This is a genomic window from Methylomonas sp. HYX-M1 (assembly GCF_040741385.1).
Taxonomy (GTDB): domain Bacteria; phylum Pseudomonadota; class Gammaproteobacteria; order Methylococcales; family Methylomonadaceae; genus Methylomonas; species Methylomonas rhizoryzae.
In genome coordinates this window covers 1,530,594-1,552,407 of sequence record NZ_CP160405.1, presented here as the reverse complement: position 1 = coordinate 1,552,407, position 21,814 = coordinate 1,530,594, and the positions used below count along the sequence as shown (strand labels likewise).

General features: G+C 51.0%; 13 protein-coding genes and 1 pseudogene. 10 read left to right on the top strand and 4 right to left on the bottom strand.

All coding sequences use genetic code 11. From position 1 onward, the window contains the following. Positions 1–17: 17 nt before the first annotated feature. The 4 genes and pseudogenes from AB0A83_RS07215 to AB0A83_RS07200 form a co-directional block, all read right to left on the bottom strand. Entirely contained in the window at positions 18–7,988 is a 7,971-nt protein-coding gene (locus AB0A83_RS07215) for a calcium-binding protein (RefSeq protein ID WP_367155883.1), read from the bottom strand. Further along, positions 7,975–8,628 (bottom strand): hypothetical protein, encoded by a 654-nt coding sequence (locus AB0A83_RS07210; RefSeq protein ID WP_367155882.1) that lies wholly within the window; start codon positions 8,626–8,628, stop codon positions 7,975–7,977. The genes AB0A83_RS07215 and AB0A83_RS07210 overlap by 14 nt, the downstream gene beginning before the upstream one ends. Positions 8,629–9,573: 945 nt before the next feature. Further along, positions 9,574–10,038 (bottom strand): transposase, encoded by a 465-nt coding sequence (locus tag AB0A83_RS07205; protein WP_367155881.1) that lies wholly within the window; start codon positions 10,036–10,038, stop codon positions 9,574–9,576. 112 nt (positions 10,039–10,150) lie between these two features. Further along, positions 10,151–10,395: pseudogene (locus AB0A83_RS07200) on the bottom strand (IS4 family transposase). Between the two features lie 430 nt (positions 10,396–10,825). Here AB0A83_RS07200 and AB0A83_RS07195 point away from each other — a divergent pair. The 10 genes from AB0A83_RS07195 to AB0A83_RS07150 all read left to right on the top strand — a co-directional run bounded on the left by AB0A83_RS07195 (position 10,826) and on the right by AB0A83_RS07150 (position 21,807). Next, positions 10,826–10,951 (top strand): hypothetical protein, encoded by a 126-nt coding sequence (locus AB0A83_RS07195; protein WP_367155880.1) that lies wholly within the window; start codon positions 10,826–10,828, stop codon positions 10,949–10,951. Positions 10,952–11,309: 358 nt separating this feature from the next. Further along, the gene (locus tag AB0A83_RS07190; protein ID WP_367155879.1) at positions 11,310–12,839 is read left to right on the top strand and encodes a hypothetical protein; all 1,530 of its coding nucleotides are present in this window, start codon (positions 11,310–11,312) and stop codon (positions 12,837–12,839) included. Positions 12,840–13,182: 343 nt separating this feature from the next. Further along, positions 13,183–14,478 (top strand): TolB family protein, encoded by a 1,296-nt coding sequence (locus tag AB0A83_RS07185; protein ID WP_367155878.1) that lies wholly within the window; start codon positions 13,183–13,185, stop codon positions 14,476–14,478. A 302-nt stretch (positions 14,479–14,780) separates the two neighbouring features. Then, positions 14,781–15,047: a hypothetical protein gene (locus AB0A83_RS07180; RefSeq protein WP_367155877.1), complete on the top strand. Its 267-nt coding sequence runs from the start codon at positions 14,781–14,783 to the stop codon at positions 15,045–15,047. Between the two features lie 362 nt (positions 15,048–15,409). Next, complete coding sequence (locus AB0A83_RS07175) at positions 15,410–16,348, top strand: Gfo/Idh/MocA family protein (protein ID WP_367155876.1); 939 nt, start codon at positions 15,410–15,412, stop codon at positions 16,346–16,348. 11 nt (positions 16,349–16,359) lie between these two features. Next, on the top strand, positions 16,360–17,454 hold the full coding sequence (locus AB0A83_RS07170; protein ID WP_367155875.1) for a DegT/DnrJ/EryC1/StrS family aminotransferase: 1,095 nt from the start codon (positions 16,360–16,362) through the stop codon (positions 17,452–17,454). A gap of 63 nt (positions 17,455–17,517) precedes the next feature. Further along, on the top strand, positions 17,518–18,249 hold the full coding sequence (locus AB0A83_RS07165) for a Calx-beta domain-containing protein (protein ID WP_367155874.1): 732 nt from the start codon (positions 17,518–17,520) through the stop codon (positions 18,247–18,249). Positions 18,250–18,273: 24 nt separating this feature from the next. Continuing rightward, positions 18,274–19,428 carry a lipid-A-disaccharide synthase gene (lpxB, locus tag AB0A83_RS07160; protein WP_150047614.1) on the top strand — a complete coding sequence of 385 codons (1,155 nt, stop codon included), beginning with the start codon at positions 18,274–18,276 and terminating at the stop codon, positions 19,426–19,428. A 61-nt stretch (positions 19,429–19,489) separates the two neighbouring features. Then, a complete protein-coding gene (locus AB0A83_RS07155; protein ID WP_367155872.1) occupies positions 19,490–21,124 on the top strand; it encodes a response regulator in 1,635 nt (544 codons plus the stop codon). Next, on the top strand, positions 21,121–21,807 hold the full coding sequence (locus AB0A83_RS07150) for a sensor histidine kinase (protein WP_367155871.1): 687 nt from the start codon (positions 21,121–21,123) through the stop codon (positions 21,805–21,807). The genes AB0A83_RS07155 and AB0A83_RS07150 overlap by 4 nt, the downstream gene beginning before the upstream one ends. Positions 21,808–21,814 lie beyond the last annotated feature (7 nt).

Sequence of the window (21,814 nt, the reverse complement as noted above, 5' to 3'; positions counted from 1 at the left end):
ATACCCGCTCTACGGGCTTAAACAATCCAAATATCCGCGGCGGTAACTTCCGGAGTGCCGGTCAAGATAGCAAACGCCATCCTCGCTTCAGCACCACTACCGTCCGGATCGTAATACAAACGGCCGTCATTGCTGTCGTAAACGAGGTAATCGTTGCCATCCAAAGCCTGCGCCCCCGGAGCGGATACAAAACGATCAGCCGACAATACGCCTGTTGCGGTAAAGCAAGTAAAAATGGCGTTTTCTAGCTTAATCGTGTCATCTACCGCACTAAAATCCAGAAGAGTATCCACATTCAAGTCACCGTTTAACGCCGTATTAAATACAAAACTATCGGCTCCCGTCCCTCCGGTCAACAAGTCGTTACCTGCACCCCCGTTTAGCGTATTGGCCGCACCATTGCCGACTAAACTGTTATCAAGGCTGTTCCCGGTAGCATTTCTCGCAGACGAGCCGGTAATAATTAAATTTTCGATATTAATGCCTAACGCGTAAGTCAGACTGGTTATTACCGTATCGATACCTTCATTGGTTCCTTCAGTAACAATGTCGCCTGCCACATCAACGACATATGTGTCGTTGCCGGTACCTCCCTGCATGCTATCCGCCCCGGCTTTTCCGTCAAGCCTGTCGTCACCATCCCCACCTATCAGCGTATTAACAGCGCTATTGCCTGTTATAGCATTGTCCAATTCATTACCCGTAGCGTTGAGCGCGGCGGTGCCGGTCAAAGTAAGGTTCTCGATATTGACCGCTAACGTATATGTCACACTAGACTTGACCAGATCGGTTCCTTCGTTGAGGTTTTCGGTGACTATATCCAGTAAATTATCGACAATATAAGTGTCATTGCCTACGCCACCGTTCATAACATCCGTACCGGCGGCGCCGGAAAGCGTATTGTCGGCGCCGTTGCCGATCAGCGTATTGTCAAGCGCATTGCCGGTGCCGTTAATTGCGGAAGAGCCGGTGAGAATCAGATTCTCGACGTTAGCAGCCAAGGTAAACGTTACGCCGGATTCGATGGTATCGATGCCTTCGTTAAGGCTTTCAATGACGGCATCCGTAGATGTGTTAACGATATAACGGTCATTCCCGCTGCCTCCACGCATTCTATCGGCACCGGCGCCACCGTCCATGAAATCATTGCCAGCAGCACCCGTCAATGTATTAACCGCATCATTCCCAATCAAAACATTGTCCAGGCCGTTTCCGATACCATTGATGGCGATCAACCCGACCAACTTAAGATCCTCGATATTGGCAGCCAAGGTATAAGTCACGCTACTTTCAACGAGATCAATGCCTTCGTTAAAATTTTCGGTAACGACATCAGCTACGCTATCTACAATGAAAGTATCATCACCTATCCCGCCCCACATCGCGTCGTTGCCAGTACCGCCGTCTATCAAATCATCGCCGGCTTTACCGTTAAGCACATCGTTTCCGCCAAACCCGTAAAGAATATCGTTGCCGGAGTTGCCATTTAAGTTATCCGCCGCCGATGTGCCGTTGACTATCAAATCCTGCCCAATGACTACAATGTCGAAAACATCGGAGGCAGTGAGATTACCGCTATCTGTTGCGGTAATCCGCACGCTGATGCTCGCTTGATCAGTCGGCACACCGCTAAAGCTACGCGTCGCGGCATCAAAATTAAGCCACGACGGTAAAGCGCTGCCATCCGACAAACAAGCGCTGTAAGTTAGAGAGTCCTCGAAATCCGTGTCTGTAAAAGTATGCCAAGGTACCCAATAGTTAAATTGTTCGCCTTGGGCGGCCTCCATATCCGGTATAGGAAACGACAGAATTGGCGCATTGTTATTAAGCATCGCCATTACTTTTGCCACACTCCATGCGGCGTCATCAAAATTGATTTGCCCAACCGAGTACGCACTAACCCCCTCATTATCGAAATAATGCAAAATCGTAAGGGAATCTGCAGTACCTTCGATGCTAAGCACCAAATCGTTATCCAAGCGATTTAGCCTAACTTCGGATGACAATACCTCAGAATCAAATTGAATCGAATCAAACTTGCCGGGAGTGATGTCGTAAGCATTAACGACATCCTGGCCAGAGCCCTTGCCGAAACGATATCTATCGTTTCCGGTCCCACCGAATAAAATATTATTCGAGGCATTGCCCGTTAAAACGTTATTAAGATAATTTCCCGTAGCGTCTATCGCCGAAGTGCCTACCAATATCAGGTTTTCGATATTGGCCCCCAAGGTATAGCCGATAACGGACTTCACCGTATCGGTACCGGCATTAACCGCCTCTTGAACGACATCGCCGATATTATCTACCAGGTAAATGTCGTTGCCATAGCCGCCTATCAATAAGTCAGCCGCTAATCCGCCATCCAGAATGTTATCAGAGCCATCACCGGACAAGGTGTTGCTGAGTTCATTGCCATTTAAATTCATCCCTAATCCGACAGATATTAAATTTTCGACGTTCGTTGGTAATGTATACTCTTTACTTGTAGCGCCATTAAATCGAATAACATCTATACCTTCATCAGTTAATTCTATCACGCTGTCATTTTCGGATACATAATAAGTATCGTCACCGATTCCTCCTTTCAGACTGTTTGCAGCCGAATTCTGAGTGCCATCCAGAAAGTTATTCAAAACATTCCCGGTACCGCTGATCGATTGATCTCCGAGCAAGATCAATCGATTGGCTACACTATTTTGGATGTAACTATTATCCGAAGAATATCGTGCCGGTTCCGACAGTATATAATCGATATAACTACGTATTTCGTAAGGACCTTTCTTTTCGGCAATAACTTTGTCTCCAGCGTTGTCAATATAAACAATGACGTTATCCTGACCCTTGACTATCATGGTGTCCGCCCCGCCGCGTCCATCCAGTATATTGTTCCCCGAGCCGTTACCTGGGCTAGTCAGAATATTATCCAATTCGTTGCCAATCGCGGTACCGGAACCATAACCGGAGGCACCATGCATAAAAAGATTTTCCACGTTGTCAGGCAATATTCCACCGTTTGCGCTGACCCACGTATCGATTCCTTCGTCGGCATATTCCACCACTTGTTCAATACTATAATACTGGTCGTTGCCTAAACCGCCGTAGGCAATATCAAATCCGTTACCGCCTTTTATTATGTTATCGCCGGCGTTACCTATCAGAATATTATCCAATGCATTGCCTTCGGCATTTATATTCAAATATCCGGTCAGCGTCAGATTCTCGATATTGGCGGACAGCTTGAACGATCTCGATGCCAGAACCGTGTCCACACCCGAATTAACCGCCTCGGTTATCACGTCGGATTCATGATCAACAACAAAGGTATCGTCAGCAGCCGTACCAATCACATTATTTTGCGTACCAATTTCAACACGGCCGCCCACATCGGCGGCAAACCAAACCGGCCCATTGCCGTTGTCGAATTCGAATCGTTCGACCGAGTAATCACCCGTGGAAAAATATTGGTCCAATAGAATTTGCGTATTGCTTCCGTCAATCGCTATCAGTAAATCGTCACCCAAGCCGGTATTGTCGTAAATACGATGAAATGTGACATGCTCCGGCAGTACGCCGGCTTTGAATCTTAGAATATCGGTGCTGATACCGTTGGCATTCGGTGTTTCGAGTATCTGATCGTAACCATCTCCACGCCCGAATCGATAAATATCGTTTCCTCTTCCCCCATACAACACATCATCGCCCGCCCCACCATCCAAACTATCGTTCCCAACCTCGAGCCCTACGACAGAAGTGTCGTTACTCCAGATTCCGTAACCGTAAAGCTTGTCATTGCCATCCCCTCCGAACAATTGATCATCGCCAAGACCTCCTTGGATATTGTCATCGCCGGCACTGCCAAACAGAATATCGTCGCCGCCTTTACCATTGATATCGTCGTTTCCGCCCAAACCGTCGATCACGTCGTTTTCTGCAAATCCTTCCAACGCTGTCACGTTGGCGTCGTTTCCCTCGGTAGGGTTCAACAATTTGCGTTGAATATCTTCATAACTCCAGCTAGTGCCGTCGGCAAATTCAATGCGTTCCACTCGGTTGGTATCATTTGCCAACTGAAAATAGTTTTGGATATGTACATAGTCCGGCCAACTTTGCCCGGACAACAACGGAAACTCAATCCTAAGGCTATCTTCGCCGTCGCTGGACCACCAACGCACCAATTTCAAATCCTGCGGCTTGATTTCCGCTGAAAAGCGTAGTAAATCATCCGCGCCGCCCGTTTCTACGATGGTATCTTTACCGTCACCGCGCGCATATTCGTAAACATCGTCACCATATCCGGCTTTCATGATGTCATCGCCTTTGTGACCATTCAGCACGTCGGTTACGCCGCTGCCGAGCAACGTATCGCCGGCTGCACCGCCGTAAAGACGGCCTCCCAAGGAGCCCAACTGCAGCATTACCGAAGTGGTTAGCTGATTACCCACCAAAGTTTCCAAATCCATTTGATCTCCGCCGGCAAATACCAACATCGCGTTCATACCGAACAACGCATTATCGAGATTGAGCTTTTCCCCATTGTCCAGGCTCAGTTTCAACTTACCCCCATACTGATCGCCTGTGGATAATGCGCCGCTAGCCGCCAACCCACCGGCTTGGCCAAGGTAAATAACGTTATGGCCGTCTATGTCGCTGACGATGTCTTCAACAGTCAATTCCAGATAAATATCGTCGCCTGCACCGCCTTGCAGAATATCGGCACCGGCACCGCCCAACAACGTATCATCGCCTTCGCCGCCGTCGAGAACGTCGTCGCCGTCGCCGCCTGTCAAGTAATCTACGCCGTCGCCGCCACTGATTTCGTCATTATCCGCCCCGCCCTCCAGTCTATCGTCTCCGGATTCGCCCACGAGTACGTCCGCTCCGGCGTCCCCTGACAGCGTGTCGTTACCGCCACCACCTACCAGCTGATCGTTGCCGTCGCCGCCGTCCAAATAATCATTCCCATGGTATTGCAGGGCCAATTCGGTTTCGAGCCGGGCATCGCCCCAAAGCAGATCGTCGCCGCTACCGCCCATCAGAATATCGTCTTTGCCGCCGCCAACCAGTTGATCGTTGCCGCCGTCCCCCTGTAGATAATCATTGCCATGATAAACGCCGGCCAGTTCGGTCTCGGCTTGATCGTCTCCCCACAAAAAATCGTTTCCGAGGCCTCCTATTAACAGATCGTTCTTGCCCCCACCGAACAGCGTGTCTGCACCGACACCGCCGTCCAGAAAATCGTTGCCGTGATCGACACCTTCAACGTACTGATAGGTGTCGGGGTTTGAATTGCCGTCGCCTTGTAGAATATCGTCACCGTCACCGCTGGTGAGAATATCGTTTCCGCCATGACCGGTCAGCCCATCGTTGCCTAGTCCGCCATCGATGTAGTCGTCGCCTGACCCACCGGTAACGCGGTCGTCGCCCTCGCCGGCAAACACGATGTCGGGAGCGCTGTCTTGCACCAAGGATCCGCCGCCATAAATGCTGTGGCGCGTATTATCCGTATCCGTAGTGACTCCCCAGTTGTTGCCCTTGATCCAAAGCGTTTTACCGGCCGGCAGTTGCCAATAATCGCCCGGACCCACTCGTTGCGGCACGCTCAAGCCGGTCGCACTCAAGATCTCGTCGTGGCCCGCCCCGCCATAGATAATGTCGGAACCCGCACCGCCAGCAATCAAATCGTTACCGGCCCCGCCCTCTAACCTATCGTTACCCGCTCCGCCATCCAGCGCATCGTTGCCGCCCAGACCGTACAGCGATTCATCGGCGCCCGTCGCATAGATCACGTCGTTGAAACCGTCTTCGGCAACGCCACCGATCAGCGTACCGTCGGCCGCCCAAAGCGTGCGCGACCAATCGTAGATCTCCCCGCTGATAGGGGCGTGCTGGTCGCCGAAATAAATTATCTCCGCATTGCCAGGCCCATTGGCTTCGCCCAAGGTGATTCCCAACTTACCGTTAATCCAATTTTTGACGATAACCGTATTGTCTCTTGTGGCAATCAATAAGTCCTGACTACCATCCGTTTGCGTAACCACCGCATAGTTGATTTGGTGTTGGCGATCTTGCCAAGTGTTTCCTGAATGTATCCACTGCTCGGTATTCACCCCGGTTTTTCCTTGCGCTTGAATGCCTGCCAAGGTAATTTTACCTATTCCGTCAATGTCCCAAATGGTGTCCATGCCGTCACCGACAACAAATGCGTAAATGTCGCTGCCGGCACCGCCTTCCAGGTAGTCGTTGCCTTTGCCGCCGGCAAATAGGTCGTCGCTTCCTCCGCCGTATAGATGGTCGCTTTTGTTGCCGCCTTGGAGTTGGTTTGCTTGATCGTCGCCGAAAACAATTTTGCGACTGTCGTCTCCCAACGTTTCGGGGCCGGTCAGTATCAAATGCGTGCCTTCCAAAACACCCGGCAAAGCATAGTCTTCGAAAATTTGATCGGCAGCGAGAGAATTAGCGACCAGAGTATCGTCTAGGTTGCGTTGCAACAAATGGCTTAACAGTTGGGCGCGGTCGTTGAGCCATTGTTCGGTTAATTGGCCGTGACCAGAATTTACGTCGTAAAGGTCAAGCTCGCCTTGGAGATTGTGATTGCTGTAATCGGCATCGACGACAACAAATGGGTTCAAGTGCATCAACGCATAACGATAGGCTATCCCTTCGCTATCCGTTTGCTTGGCTTTCTCCACGCATTGCGACGTTCCTGCGTCGTTAATCAACACCACATCGGTTAAACCGTTGGCGGACTGATAAGCCCCGTTGTCTTTGATGGCGTTAACGGCTTGGTACAGGGCTTCCCGGTTATCGATCGCATCGTCGGCGATTTTTACCCCGGTATCGAACAAATCCGCCAAGGCGTTGACCAGATTCTCCAGGCTGGACGAGACTTGGTTGCTGGCGGCTTCGAACAACGGCTTTAGTTTCTCTAGCACCGGCCCGGGCGTGCCAACTTGCAAACCGCTATCCAGGCGGATGAATAAATCGTAAACGGCTAGGCTATCGGTCATTTGGCCTGAACCATGGCCAAAAGTCTGTTGCCAGGGTTGGCTTTGCTCCACAAATACGCCGTCAGTATGTCCTTGCTGAACCAAACCCAATTCGCTATCCATGGTGATGAACTCGGGATTCGCGTCGGCATAGAGGTTATTAATCGCGTTAGGATCAAACTGAGCCGAACCATTTAACTTTTCGAATAAGTTGGCGATATTGCTTCCAGCGTGCAGGCCCAAGCCGGGCAAGAAGCCCGTTGCGTAACCGGCGCCATTGACGGTTAACGCTTCCGCGTTACCGCCGAACAAACGGGTAAATGCCGCCGCCAAATGGCCGCCCAAGCTATGGCCTGCGACATCGACTAACGCGCCATTCAGATTGACATCGCCTTTCGCACGCGGATCATTGCTGCCGAAAACAAGATCGGATGCGTCGAATTCGACTTTTCGCACATTGCCACTCGGCGAATCGATGATGTAGCCTTTTGATGCCATCAAGGCATCGTAAGCAACCAAGGCGGGAGAGCCCATCATGGTCAGCCGCAACGCGGTTTCGGTGGTTAACGTAGCCAATTTGGCCGCTTGATAGGTATGACCTTGACCGGCATTGATGCGCTGCCAGTCGTTATAGAGATCGACGATCTGGTCGAGAGCTAAACCGTCGATAACGATGTCACCACCGTCGGCGCCCGCTAAATCGTCGAAAAATCCCATGGTGCCGCGAATGGCATAGACATAATCGCCGGCGTGATAGCCACTAATTTGATCGTCATCATTTCGTTGGAATAATGTGGCGGAAAAGCCGCTGGCGGTGTCTTGTTGTTGAGTAACGACTCTCCAATGAGAATCTAGTTCTTCAGCTTGAGATATAGAAAGTAGCGGCTTTCCATCATCCCCGGTTAAGAGATCTTCAGTGGGTTTCCCGTCAACTTTAAAGTTTGCATAACTTGCTTCTGCTAACTGAGCCAACTCAAATAATTTGCTACTGTTTGTCATGATTATTTTCTCCTAATTTCACAATTTCATTAATAAACTCATAAAACTTAAAACTTACCATGTCTTCGTTATTAACAGACTCCATACATCCACCGTTAATCATCCAATAATTTTTAAGGTTACCAAGCTCTAAATTGTCATAGCCTGTCCAGAATGTAACGTATTCGAACAGTTTCTCGTCATTACGCGCATCGGCTACATAATAAGATCTTTTGTTAATTGGCAAAAAGCAGCATATATGCTGCATGAATTCAATATCTTCATATATGAATTCATTAATTTGGCTTACTTTTTTCCAAGGTTTTTTGGCTAAAATTCTATTTTCGTAAGACCAGCCAATCCCATTTTTTTTTCTGGATGATTTCAAGCTCGCTGCCGGTAAATTAGAATTTTCTTGAAACCACTGCGTAGGCGATTTGAAAACTGTATAACCCGCCTGGGTGTCGCAATAATATTTATAAGCAATCTTTGTGGGAATTAAATCCCAAAAAACCAGGTTGTACATTATAAAAGTAGCGAATCCGCTCCATAGCCAAACCCGACGTTGATGCTGTGCCGCCCATGCCATTACGGCTTTAACGATGCCTATTGAAATTAATAAATAAATCCCGAGAAAAAATAGAATCGCGATTAATTCCATTGTTAAATACCTATATTCTGGCTTTTGCTGCGAATGGCGTAGACATATTCGCCGGCATGAAAGCCGCTGATGGGGTCGTCGTCTTTTCGTTGGAATAACGCGGTGGAAAACTGCTGAAAGTGTCTTGTTGTTGCGTAACGACTTCCCAGTGAGAATCTAGTTCTTCAGCGTGAGATATAGAAAGTAGCGATTTTCCACCGCCTCCAATTAAAATATAATATCCTCTCCAACTTCAATATTAGCGCAACTGGCTTCTGCTAACTGATCTAACTCAAATGATTTTCTGCTACTTGCCATGAATTTGTTCTCCTAATTCTGCAATTTTATTTATAAATTCGTAAAATATTTTTGCTGCACCTTTGTTATTGATCGAATCCGTGCAGCCACCATCATTTATCCAAATATTAAGATGTTCAATATTTTTATTCAAAAATAAATAACTACATCCTGTTCAAAAGCAACATACTCGAACAGACTTTCATCATTACGCAAATAACGGGACCAGATCTTGCATTAACGCATTTGTGTATTTCATGCGGAATGGTCTCCAGAGAAATATTATTTATCGTCTTACCAGAGGCGACACTCTTGTCATTCACACTATCGAGATAAGAAACCGTATCGTCGGCGAAAAACGTGTCGCAACCGCCGTCCAGCCAGAGTGAATTACTTTGTCAGCTGCTATCCAGGTTTTAGTTACTCATCGCCGTCGGTGAGCAACGTTAGTCAATTCTTTCTAACAGACTAACTCATTACCACACCCTTTCGTACTATCCGACTGAGTTTTATGTGTGACGCCTTGCGCATTTCGCTTATGCTCAAGCCGCCATCGTGATAAGGTCGCTGATAGGTGCCGATGCAAGGAGGCGCATCTGTCGAGTTACTCAATGTCGTTAATATACTGATTTTCAATATTTCCCCAATTCGCTTCATAAACACCCTGCTTTACATAATGCTGAAAACTTGAATAAGGCCAACGATTACACTTTTAACATGACCGTGTTTTACTGGATTCCAATGAATATAATCGACATGGCGATTGTAATTATCTTGATCTTCGATTAAATGTGTCCATAATTGCCGTTGCCATACACCTCTTTCACGACGTTTTTGACGGCTTTTCAAAATTCTTTCTCCTTGGTCAATTGACCTGGAAAATCGTCCTTTCAACATATTCCATGTTACGGATAAATTTTCATCGTCAGGTGGCAATGTCCAAATACAATGCAAATGATCCGGCAATATAACGATGGCATCAATATGAAAAGGTTTTCGTTGTTTTACATATCGAAAGGCATTTCGTAATTCATCAATCTTGTCAATCAACAGATGATTGTTTTTGCGTTCGGCAAGATTGACGGTGAAAAACCAAATGGCTTTCGATATGTAAAATTGACGATATTCTGTCATGTTTTATTTGGGACTCGGCAGATGCGCCTCCTAACGTCGACACATCCTATTTGGCGCACCTTATCGCGTTAGCGTTCGTGCTCTCGCAACCTTGCACCCTAGCGCCATCTCGTTATACGCAACTCGGCGCCTCCCTTGCCGCGCGAATGCCCATAGCGAAGTCCATGACGCGCTGAAGCCCTTGCCAGGAACTTTTCACGCCGGGTTCACCGTCGCCTTTGCGGCCTAAAAAGCCACCAAAGCTGGCAATCACCCGGATGACCTCATTCAGTTTGGGGGTACCGAAGGCAAGGGCTTGCGGGCTACGAGCCAAGCGGCTTGCCATTCTTCCCGAGCAAATACGAGCTCGCAATCCATATCCGGACAACTCCGGCCCAAGCGCATCAGAAACCCGATTCGCCAGGCCACGATCATGAATAAACTCAGCGCTAATTCGATGCGCGGCATTGCCGCTAATTGCAATATTTGAAGTCACGGATTCAGGAATAACAAAGGCAACATGTCGCGATCTGCATATCGATGCTCTGGGGTAGTTAGCTCGCAAGCTACCCGGAAGGGTATTTGCCTAGGTGCAACCGAAACACCAGTCAATGGGGTGGACCCTACTAAAAGCCATTGAATGTTGTTCCGAAAATCCGCTGTAGGCGCGCCATCGATCGCGGCTAGCGCCGCTTCTACGTAATGCGTTTCATGTGTCTGGGAGATGCAACAGTTTCATGGCCGTTAGGTTGTTGTCCGAATGCCGAGTATTTTCCACTCCAGATATAAGCCTGAGCGAAGGGCGTTTGTGAGCAATGACTCAGGCGGCGCCATCTTAGCCGCCGGCTCGCCGGGCGAGATTCAAAACTCGGTCAAGCCGCCCGCCGAAAACATGCAAGCCACCTTCATCAGGCCGGTAGAAACCGAAACATAACTAGGTGCCTGCACCATGCGATCTTTGCATGATTCGCAAAACCGTTCATTGGTGGGACCACCGGGTTAAGACAGGTAAAATTTCGACGGAACACGTTAGGACGCGAGAAATAAATCGCAACAGACTGCGACGGCAATCATATAATTCGGCAACGCATGCTTTTTTCGGCCAAACTACCGCGACAGCATCGACTCCAGCCATGCGAATCGTATGCGCCCAGCCCGTTCGACGAACAGGTTCGGTGTCGCCCGATGCGACATGAAGGGCTTGTGCCTGGACAACACGATGCGTCTCCATCCAACCCAACAATGCCGAGCTATCCGTAACCACTGAGGTCTCACTTCCATACCGACTCACGATGACGCCAGAACTACTCACCTATCTCACCGCCCAAGGTTTAGGCACAGGCATTGCCCTGTATTTTGCCTATCAATCGTTTCAGAAACGCCGCATACAATTAGGCGATGCGCCGACACTTCCGCAATATTTCAGCCGCAGCGCCACTTACTGGTCGGGTCTGCTGCTGTATTGCGCATTAATCGCCTGTTTGTATTGGTTGCTGACCTGGCAATGGCTGTCTTTACAACCCTTGTTCACCGTCATCGTCCGCACGCTCCGGGCCGGAGAGTGGCTGAATTTACTCAACGGCCTGGACGGCAGTACGTTGATACCGTTAATTCTGGCCGGATTGTTTTTGTTTCTGGTCGCTTGGGAAAACCGCTTCAATCCTTTGCTGATACTCAGGGACAGCGTGCACGACGCCTTTGCGATTCCGACCAAGGCCGCAAAAGTGTACAACGCGCTGATGACCTCGCGGCTGTCTGCAATAGACGACTACATCAAAACCCAAATCTCCGACCGGTTGTTGGTGCAAAGCATAGACCCCGGCGACTTCGACAAATCCAACGCGACGGTCGAGTACAAATGGGCGCATAACTGCTTGTTATTCGATCAGATTCAGCATTATGCCGACCAATCCTCTTACCGCCGGTTCTTCAACGAACCTTCTTTGAAATGGGGGGAAATTTGCATTTCTTACAACACGATGTCGGAAAAAGTGGCGGTGTGGAAAGACGCCGAGCCGCATTACACCAAAACGGTCAAGCTGATTAAAGAATTGGACGAGCTGACCGGCTTGTTGTGCCGCTTGTTAGCCTGTCTGGTGGTGTTCGGCAGTGCCAACGAAACGGAAATGTGGGAAACGGTCAAGCAACTGGGCGGCAAGGTCAACGAAGTGCGCTTGCAAAATACCTTTAAATACGTGTTGATCTTCACTGCCCTCACCACGGTCGGCGTCATGCTGGGCCGGGAAGTCGCGGTTTCCTTGCACAACGAATGGCTGTTTCCCGACAAACCGTTAAAACATTTCAGTTACACCACATTGCGCTGGATTGCTTATGCAATACCCATGTACGTATTGCCGATTACCCTGGTATTCGTTGCCAGGGCCTTGACCTTGGAACAAGAACATTCGGAACGCAATTACGGCTTTTACATGGCCATGATGCTGCTGGGCTTTTTGGTCAGCACCTCGGTAGCCGTACTGGTGTTGGAAATCACCTTTTACCACCGCGAGAACATAGAGTTTTTCGAAAGCTTTCTGCAGCACATGCGTTGGGGCATCTTACCGGCTATCGTGTGCGGTTCGGTCGCCTACCGCATGGACACACCGATTAAAGACAAGCAGACGCCGCTGCACCTCGTGACTTTCGGCACATTGCGCTTTCTCGCTTGGGGCTCAGTCGCCGTCGTCATCATGCTGTACGCCACCGACGATTTGAGCCTGGAAGTGTCCAACCTGCGGTTCACTCTGGTCGGCACGGCGTTTTTCGTCATCGGTTTGATCGGGGCTTTCGCCAACTTCAAAACGCCGGAAGGCTCGGTCTAGCCTGATCCGCATAGTCGGTTGCGTCGTTTGCCCTGCAAGGTCGCAACCGATTCTGTAGGCGCTTTTCACCAACACGCTAACGGGTCGCCTGTTGCCTTATAAATAAAAATGCTGAACCGCTAACGAAGTCGTCGTTAGCCGCTTGTTCGCCGCAACGCTACGCCATTACAGTCCGCATCGGTGCTCCAACATTCCGGTACGTCTATTCAAGCCCTCACAATTCCAGGGCTTATGAGTACGTAAGCATGGAGCGAGATGAATAGGCATATACGCGGCACATCAGTTTATGGCGAATACAACTTTTCGACTCTTACCGGGCCTGAGCCTGTCAACGGCCTGTTCCTTGGCTCGGCTTATACTGCTGCTGGCACTAGCGACCGGCGAAACTTGTTACGCCGATCTCGTCCGCATCGCCCGCAGCAACCAAATCGTACAAGGCAATGCCGGCAGTTCCAATCCGTCCATCAATGCTACGGGCAGCCTGGTGGCATTCGAATCGAACGCCGACAATTGGGTAGCGGCAGACACCAACGGCGTGACGGATATTTTCGTCAAAAACCTGAATACCGATAAGGTCGTCAGGATTTCCACCCACTCCAGCGGAACACAAGCCAACGGCGCAAGTTTCGGCCCGGCACTGAGCGCCAACGGTCGCTATGTGGTTTTCAGCTCCGCAGCCACCAATCTGGTCATAGGCGACAACAACGACGCCGTCGACGTGTTTCGAAAAGATCTCCAAACCGGAGCGACAATCCGCGTTTCCACCGACTCGCGCGGCATCCAAGCCGACGGCGCCAGCGATTCGGCCACAATCAGCGCCAACGGACGGTTCGTTGCCTTCGCCTCGGACGCCGGCCATTTGGTCGCCGACGACACTAACGCCGCTCGCGACGTTTTTGTCAAAGACCTTAAAACCGACAAGCTGGCCTGCGTTTCCTGCAACGCCGACGGACTGTTGGGTAATCGCCACAGCTTAAGCCCGTCCATTAACTCGAGCGGCCGCTTAGTCGCTTTCGCTTCGTTGGCCGATAATTTAGTGACGGGCGATAGTAACTCCGCAAGCGACATCTTCGTAAAAAACGTCGCCACCGGTGCTTTATTCCGAGTAACGACCAACGCATTAGGCGAAGAAGCCGGCGGTTACAGTCTAGCTCCTGTAATTAGCGGCAACGGCCGTTATCTGGTGTTTTATTCGACGGCCAACAACCTGATCGCAAACGGCGGCAACTTCAGAAGCGATATATACATCAAAGACTTAAAAACCGGCGCCTTAGCCAATTTATCGACCAACGCCCAAGGCGAACTCGCCGACGCGTTTAGTTTCAATCCGGCCATCAGCGCGAACGGCCGCTACGTCGCGTTTTATTCCTACGCCAGCAATCTGGCCGCCGGCGATAGCAACAGTTCAGCGGATATTTTCGTCAAAAATCTCAAATCCGGCGCGGTTACCCGCCTCTTCGACGGCTCGCTCAGCGAGCGAGTAGCCGATAAATTCACCAAGCCGGCCGTCAACGGCAACGGCCGCTTCGTAGCATTCGAATCGGAAGTGAGCACGCTGGTGGCCAACGATACCAACCACGCCGGCGACGTGTTTCGTTTCGATGCCCGCAATGCCCCAACCAAGGGCAATACTCGCTGAAGGCCGACAGGCACGGCTGAATGGAAATCGATGTGCTCGGATCTTGTTCGCCGCAAATTTCGAAATCCGAGCCGATTTTCAGCCGCTATTTAAAGACGCAAAAGCAGATTGTAAAGGCGTGGGCCGACTCGGAACTTTAGACTAGAATGAACATGGCGGACACTGCCGCGAGCGGCAAGTTTTCGATCGGCAAAAGCATGGCCGAATCCGACCGGAACCTTCGGACACTAAGCCCTATTCCGATCCGCGAATTACAAACGCTCGCTTCGCTCTATCACACTCAATCTCACCAGGAGAAACTCATGGAATTCAATGCTGACTTTGCCGCGCTGGTCGAAAACTTGAAAACGGAGCGGGACGAAATCTTAGTAAAACTGCATTTGGCTTCCATGGAAGTCAAAGACGAATTCGAGGCTTTGGAGCCCAAATGGGATGCCATCTTGCAAAATTGCGCCGAACTTAGCGACGATACATTGCAATCCTCGGACGAAGTGCTCACCAAAGCCAAATTGATTGGCGAAGAAATCAAACAATCCTACCAACGTATCCGTTCGATACTATCCGATTAACACAGTGAACGGAACGGCTGTCATTCTCGATTGGCGCACGGAAGACGCCAATCGTTTTGCACACAGTTCATAGCGCCAGACCGGCGAATGCAGTCCTCCTTGTTTCATGCCGAACGAAAAACGATGGGGTGTCCGTGAACTCTTGCCACTCACTAAATCAAAAAAAATCATAAGCTTAAATAAGCCGGCCCGGGCTCTTAAGCGTTTCAACTCGAATACTAAAAAAGCCTCAATATTTCGGCGGCAAGGGCGCGGCGCGGCGTTTTAATTTGTCACAGACAGTAATGATATAATCACGCGCTTTATGCCTGTCTCGCTACGAGTCGAAATGGGATGTGTAGCGGATCTACATTAGAGTGTCTATGAGTAAACTTAAATGCGCTGTAATTGGCGCCGGGTATTTGGGTAAGTTTCACGCGGAAAAATACGCCTCTTTAAGGGATTGCGAATTGGTGGCGGTAGTAGACATCAATATTGAAGCCGCCCGCACCGTAGCGGAAAAACACGGTACTCAAGCCATGGACGATTATCATGCCTTGTTAGGGAACATCGATGCAGTCAGCGTGGTAGTTCCTACCAGTTCCCACCACAAAGTAGCTCGCGACTTTTTGAACGCCGGCTGTCACGTACTAGTGGAAAAACCGATTACCGTGACGGTCGAAGAAGCGGACGAACTAATCGCCTTAGCTAAAGAACGCAACGTCATCTTGCAAGTCGGTCATTTGGAACGCTTCAATCCGGCGGTACGCGGATTGGAGGGGTTGGAGGAAAAACCGTTATTCATAGAATCGCACCGGCTATCCCCTTTCAACCCGCGCGCCAATGACGTCAGCGTAGTATTGGACTTGATGATCCACGACATCGACATCATTCTGGCTTTGGTGGATTCCGAAGTGGAAAAAATCGACGCCAGCGGCACCGCGGTACTCACTCAGGGCACGGACATCGCCAATGCCCGCATCACCTTCAAAAACGGCTGCGTCGCCAATGTCACAGCCAGCCGCATCAGCATGAAGATGGAACGCAAAATGCGGATGTTCCGCCCGTCTTCGTACATCTCGGTCGATTTTCAGAACCGGGTTCTGGTCAAGCACAAGACCGGAGAAAAAGAAATGTTTCCCGGCATACCGGAAATCGTAACCGAAGAATCGGTATATGAAAGCGGCGACGCCTTGTTGGAAGAAATAAAACATTTTATCCATTGCATCAAAACCGGCGCCAATCCGCTGGTACCCGGCGAAGCCGGCCGCAAAGCGCTGGCGACCGCCATTGCGATTACCCGATTCTTGAAACACGGCTAGAGACAGTAGTTATGATTCCCATGGTTAACCTGAAGGCGCAATACGCCGAAATCCAAGACGAAATCGTTAAAGGATTTACCGAAACTTTAGATAATTGCGCCTTTATTTTAGGCCCCAACGTGCAAGCCTTTGAACGCGAAGCCGCCGATTATTTAGGCGTCAAACACGCGATAGGTTGCGCGTCCGGCACCGACGCGCTGCATTTAGCCTTGTTGGCGTTAGACATAGGCCCGGGCGACGAAGTCATCACCAGCGCATTCACCTTTATCGCTACCGCCGAAGCCATAAAATACGTGGGCGCTACCCCGGTCTTCGTCGATATAGATCCCGCCAGCTTCAACATCACGCCGGAAAACATCGTCAAAGCCATAGGGCCGAAAACCAAGGCCGTCATGCCGGTACATTTGTTCGGCCAACCGGCGGACTTGCAGGCCATACGGGCTATTTGCGACAAGCACGGCCTGAAACTGATCGAAGATTGCGCGCAATCGTTCGGCGCCACGGTTGATAACAAACAAACCGGCAGTTTCGGCGATGCAGCCGGCTTCAGCTTCTTCCCCAGCAAAAACCTGGGCTGCTTCGGCGACGGCGGCCTGGTGGTAACCGATTCGGACGACGCGGCAGCCAAAATCAAGCGCTTTCGCAATCACGGTTCCGACGTGCGTTATTACCACGATGCGATTGGCTACAACAGCCGCTTGGACGAATTGCAAGCCGTGGTGCTGCGAACCAAACTGAAACGCATAGACCGCTACAACGCCGCCCGCCGCCACGCCGCTCATTTATATTCCGAATTGTTGGCGGAATTGCCGCTAGCCACCCCCTACGAAAGCGGGGTTGGCGTACACGTTTATCATCAATACACTTTGTTGAGCGACAGGCGCGACGCCATCATGCAAGCGCTGAACGACCGGCAAATCGCCTGCGCGATCTACTACCCGGTACCCTTGCACAAGCAAAACGTATTTTTGCAGGAATGCGCCGGCCTCTCGCTACCGGAAACCGAAGCCGTTGCCGCTCGCTGCCTGTCGTTGCCGATTTGCGCCAATATCGACGATTCGACGGTCCGACACATCGCCTCGACCATACGCCAGGCGTTGGCCTAAGCCTCGTCGCTGCCGGGCGCGACGGGTAAACTTAACCGAATGAAACTTCCAGGTATAAACGCGATGAGAACTCAGCGATTTTTTATTGGGCTAGCGATGTTGAGCGTTGCGCTCGGTTTACCGCTAGAGGCATTTGCGAAATACAAGCACAAAGAAATTTCCGTGGTTTACCGTTACCAGGACCTGGGAGACGGCTTATCTTACAAACAAACCCTCGGCGTACTGTATTGCAAGGACGGTTTCATCGCCAGCGCCGAAAACGAAATACTTTATTCGGACCAAGCCGGACCTACTCAGGCCGAAGTGCAAGCGATAACCGGAAAATACGTCATTCTGCTGAACATCTACAAGGCCTATGCCACGCAAAACGTCAGCTGTTTTCCGCGTAGCGAAGCAAGCTACAGCATAGACGGCGGCGAATACGTCATTGTCAACGCCCGCGACGCCAAACCGACCGCCAACATCAGCGTCGATCAAACCTCGATATCGGAAGACCCTGGCTCGCCGGCCACGGTTACCGTCAGCCTGGAACAACCGGTCGGCAAAAAGACCAAACTCCATTATCGAATTAGCGGTACCGCGAAAAACCGTAAGGACTATAAAAAATTATCCAACAAAATCGTGATTCCTGCCGGCGACACCAGCGCCAGCTTTGCAATCATCCCCAAAAGCGATACTAAAACCGAAGGCGACGAAACCATCGATTTACAGCTGAAACCAAGTCGAAGATACAACATAGGCAGCGAAGACCGCATCCAGGTCAACATCGTCGATAACGATTCCGCAGCCGACTGAGGCTACATTCCGAGGATTTGAATCATGCCTGAAGCCAATCGTGCGCCCGTCGTTATGTTCAGCGCCGGAGAGTCCTCCGGCGATCAGCACGCCGCGCACATGTTTCAGGAAATACAGACGCAGCGTCCGGATATCCGCGGCATAGGCATGGGCGCCAACAAAATGCGTCAGGCCGGCATAGACATTCGCGTCGATTCATCCGGGATAGGCGTGATCGGTTTGGTGGAAATTCTCAATCACTACGGCGAAATTCGCAAAGCCTTGCAAGCCATGAAAGCGCTTCTCGCCGACGAAAGACCGGACCTTCTGGTTTGCGTGGATTACAAGGAATTCAACCTCAAACTGGCCCAATACGCCAAGTCGCTAGGGATAAAAGTCTTGTTTTACGTCAGCCCGCAAGTCTGGGCTTCCCGCCCCGGACGGGTAAAAACTTACGGCCGGGCCATAGACATGATGGCGGTGATCTTTCCGTTCGAAACCGCCTATTATGAAGCGGAAAACGTGCCGGTGCGCTATGTCGGCCACCCGTCGGTGGACAAAGTCCATCCGCAACGCGACAAGCAGCAGGATTTCGCGCTGTTCGACTTAGATCCGACAAGGCCGGTAATCGGCATTTTACCCGGCAGCCGCAGCAACGAACTGAAACGCATGCTCCCCGTCATGCTGCAAGCCGCCGGGCAATTGGCTGAGCGCCGGCCACAGCTGCAATTTGTGTTGCCGCAAGCCGATACCGTATCGGACGCCGATCTGCAGGCCTATTTGCAAAACTGTGCGCTGCCGATTCGCGTGGTGAAACAGCAAACCTACGATGCCATCCAATGCTGCGACGCCATCATGACCACCTCGGGCACCGCCTCGCTGGAGATTGCTTTATTGGGCGTGCCGATGTTGATCGCGTATCGGCTGTCGCCTCTCACCTATTATTTGGGCAGGCTGTTGATAAGAATCCCGTTCATCGGCTTGCCCAATATCATCGCCGGCCGAGCCATCGTCAAGGAATTGATTCAAACCGAAGCCAGCGCAAGCAATATGGCGACCGAAATCGAGCGTTTCTTGAGCGACCCGGCTTACCGTAGCCGTTGCGTCGAAGGCCTACAACAAGTAAAACAACGCCTGGGTTCCGGTGGCGGCTCGAAAAACATGGCTAATCTGGCATTAGAGATGATAGGCAGCGGCTGAAAGACAGTTCCGCGCAGGCCGACTAAAATTGCCCTATCGGTACCAATACATCCCCAAAAGAATGAGCTCGATACTGGCAGACAAGTCGGTCTTGATCGTCGAAGATTATTCGACGATGCGCAAAGCGATACGAGACATGCTGTATACGTTGGACGCCGAACAAGTATCGGAAGCCGACAATGGCGCCAACGCGCTGGCCGCCATGAGCAAAACTCAGTTCGACGTCATATTGTGCGACTATAATTTGGGGCCGGGCCGCAATGGTCAGCAAGTGCTGGAAGAAGCCCGCCACCGCAAACTGATAGCTTATCACTGCTTGTTTTTCATTATCGCGGCGGAGCAAAGCGCCGCGATGGTCCTGGGGGCGATGGACGCCAAACCGGACGAATACATCGCCAAACCTTTCAACGCACAGCAACTTTTCGTTCGACTGGAGCGCAATTTGCTGCGTAAAGCCGCGTTGCGCAACGTGGAAAAGGAAATCGAACGCGGCGACCTGTCGCAAGCCATACTGAATTGCGATCAGCTACTCACGGAAGACAACCCGCGCATGCGCAGTCATCTCTATAAACTCCGCGCGGAACTGGCGCTACAAGTAGAGGACTACGACAAAGCCGCCGAAATCTATCAGCATCAGCTATTACAACGCGACCTGCCTTGGGCCCGCCTGGGCATGGGCATCGTCGCCTACCAGCGCGGCCACGTGGCCGATGCCGCCGAAATCTTTCAACACCTGCTGCAAGACAATCCGCTGTTTATGGAAGGTTACGACTGGCTATCCAAGGCACTGGAAGCGGAACGCGATTTAAGCGCCGTGCAATCGGTGTTGAGCAAAGCCGTCGAATTGTCGCCCCAATCCATTCTCAGGCAAAAAAAACTGGCCGGTACCGCCGACAAAAACGGCGATTTTTCCATAGCGGAATCGGCCTACAAAGCGGCATTGAGCTTAAGCAAATACTCGGTACATAAATCCAGCGCCGATTTCAGCAACTTAGCCAAGTTGTACTGCAAAACCCAGGCTACCGATCAAGCTCAGCACATACTGTCGCAGATGCGGCACGAATTCCCCAACGATAGCGAAGCCGAACTACGGGCGGCGGTGCTGGAAGTTGAACTCAACAAAAGCAGCGGCAACGACGAAGCCGCAGCCGCCAGTTTACAACAGGTATTGCAGCTGAGCCGGCAATTGGGCAACAAGCTACCTCAAGAACTGCAACTGGAAGTGGTGCGCAGCTGCTACCAATTCGGCGAAGCGCAACAAGCGGATTGCTTGGTCGGCGAGCTGATCAAAACCCATATCGACGACGACGCGTTTATCGACGACATTCGTACCCTGCAAAACCAGGTCGGTGTCGGCGGCAATTCGGAAGATTTAATTCAAAAAACCAAACGGGCGCTGGTCAGAGCCAACAACAAAGGCGTGTCCTTGTACCGGCAAGGCAAATTCGACGATGCTTTGGCCTTATTCGAACAGGCGATGACCAGCATGCCGGACAATAAAACCATCGTCCTGAACATGCTGAAAATCGTGATACACGATTTGAAAGCCAACGGCCCCGATCACGACAAGCTGGTCCGCGCCAAGAGCTTGCTGCGTAAAGCCAAACAAATTCGCATCGATGAGGGCAAATTGAAAGTAATGCGCAACGAATTCGCCGGTTTGCTGAGACAACAGTCGCAAACGCGTAAGCCATGAGCAACCCGACCCGACCGGCGGAACTGTTTCCGCTCATCCTAGGCTCCACGGTACACGACATTAAAAACTCGCTGAGCAACGTAACCCGTTTGCTGCAGCACTTGGCCGAACGTTCGGCGCTGGCGCAAACCGGCGACTTCAAACAATTGCAGTTCGAAACCAGCCGTATCAACCATAGCTTGATGCAGCTGTTGGTCATGTACAAAATCGACTGTCAGGCCTTCGGACTGCAGATCGATGAATACCCCGCCATCGACATTTTAAAAGAAGCCGCGGCCCAACAAGGTACACTGGAGCAACTTAACGGACAGCGTATCGAAATCGACTGCGACCGGAATTTGCTATGCTATTGCGATTTTCAGCATGTCGGCAGCGCGCTGGGAGCCGTATTGAACAACGCGCAACGCTATTCCCGGCGGCACATCCTGTTATCGGCCGGCGAACACGCCGGATTTTGCCGGTTTTGTATCGAAGACGACGGTAACGGCTACCCGGAACACTGGCTGAAAGCCGATTTGCGTAACCCGGGCGGCAACGATTGGTTGCACGGCAATACCGGTTTGGGAATGTATTTCGCCGCCGAGATTGCCGCGTTTCACCAGAACCGTAGCCTGCGCGGCTATGCCAGTATCGATAACGCAAGCCGCTTCGGCGGGGCGCGATTTTGTTTATTTTTGCCGTGACCTAAAC

Excerpts from the sequence above, each read along its gene's own strand:
- AB0A83_RS07165 (WP_367155874.1), top strand. The coding sequence starts at position 17,518 with ATGAGAACTCAGCGATTTTTTATTGGGCTAGCGATGTTGAGCGTTGCG.
- AB0A83_RS07155 (WP_367155872.1), top strand. The coding sequence starts at position 19,490 with ATGAGCTCGATACTGGCAGACAAGTCGGTCTTGATCGTCGAAGATTAT.
- lpxB (WP_150047614.1), top strand. The coding sequence starts at position 18,274 with ATGCCTGAAGCCAATCGTGCGCCCGTCGTTATGTTCAGCGCCGGAGAG.
- AB0A83_RS07175 (WP_367155876.1), top strand. The coding sequence starts at position 15,410 with ATGAGTAAACTTAAATGCGCTGTAATTGGCGCCGGGTATTTGGGTAAG.
- AB0A83_RS07205 (WP_367155881.1), bottom strand. The coding sequence starts at position 10,038 with ATGACAGAATATCGTCAATTTTACATATCGAAAGCCATTTGGTTTTTC.
- AB0A83_RS07150 (WP_367155871.1), top strand. The coding sequence starts at position 21,121 with ATGAGCAACCCGACCCGACCGGCGGAACTGTTTCCGCTCATCCTAGGC.
- AB0A83_RS07210 (WP_367155882.1), bottom strand. The coding sequence starts at position 8,628 with ATGGAATTAATCGCGATTCTATTTTTTCTCGGGATTTATTTATTAATT.
- AB0A83_RS07170 (WP_367155875.1), top strand. The coding sequence starts at position 16,360 with ATGATTCCCATGGTTAACCTGAAGGCGCAATACGCCGAAATCCAAGAC.
- AB0A83_RS07180 (WP_367155877.1), top strand. The coding sequence starts at position 14,781 with ATGGAATTCAATGCTGACTTTGCCGCGCTGGTCGAAAACTTGAAAACG.
- AB0A83_RS07190 (WP_367155879.1), top strand. The coding sequence starts at position 11,310 with ATGACGCCAGAACTACTCACCTATCTCACCGCCCAAGGTTTAGGCACA.
- AB0A83_RS07215 (WP_367155883.1), bottom strand. The coding sequence starts at position 7,988 with ATGACAAACAGTAGCAAATTATTTGAGTTGGCTCAGTTAGCAGAAGCA.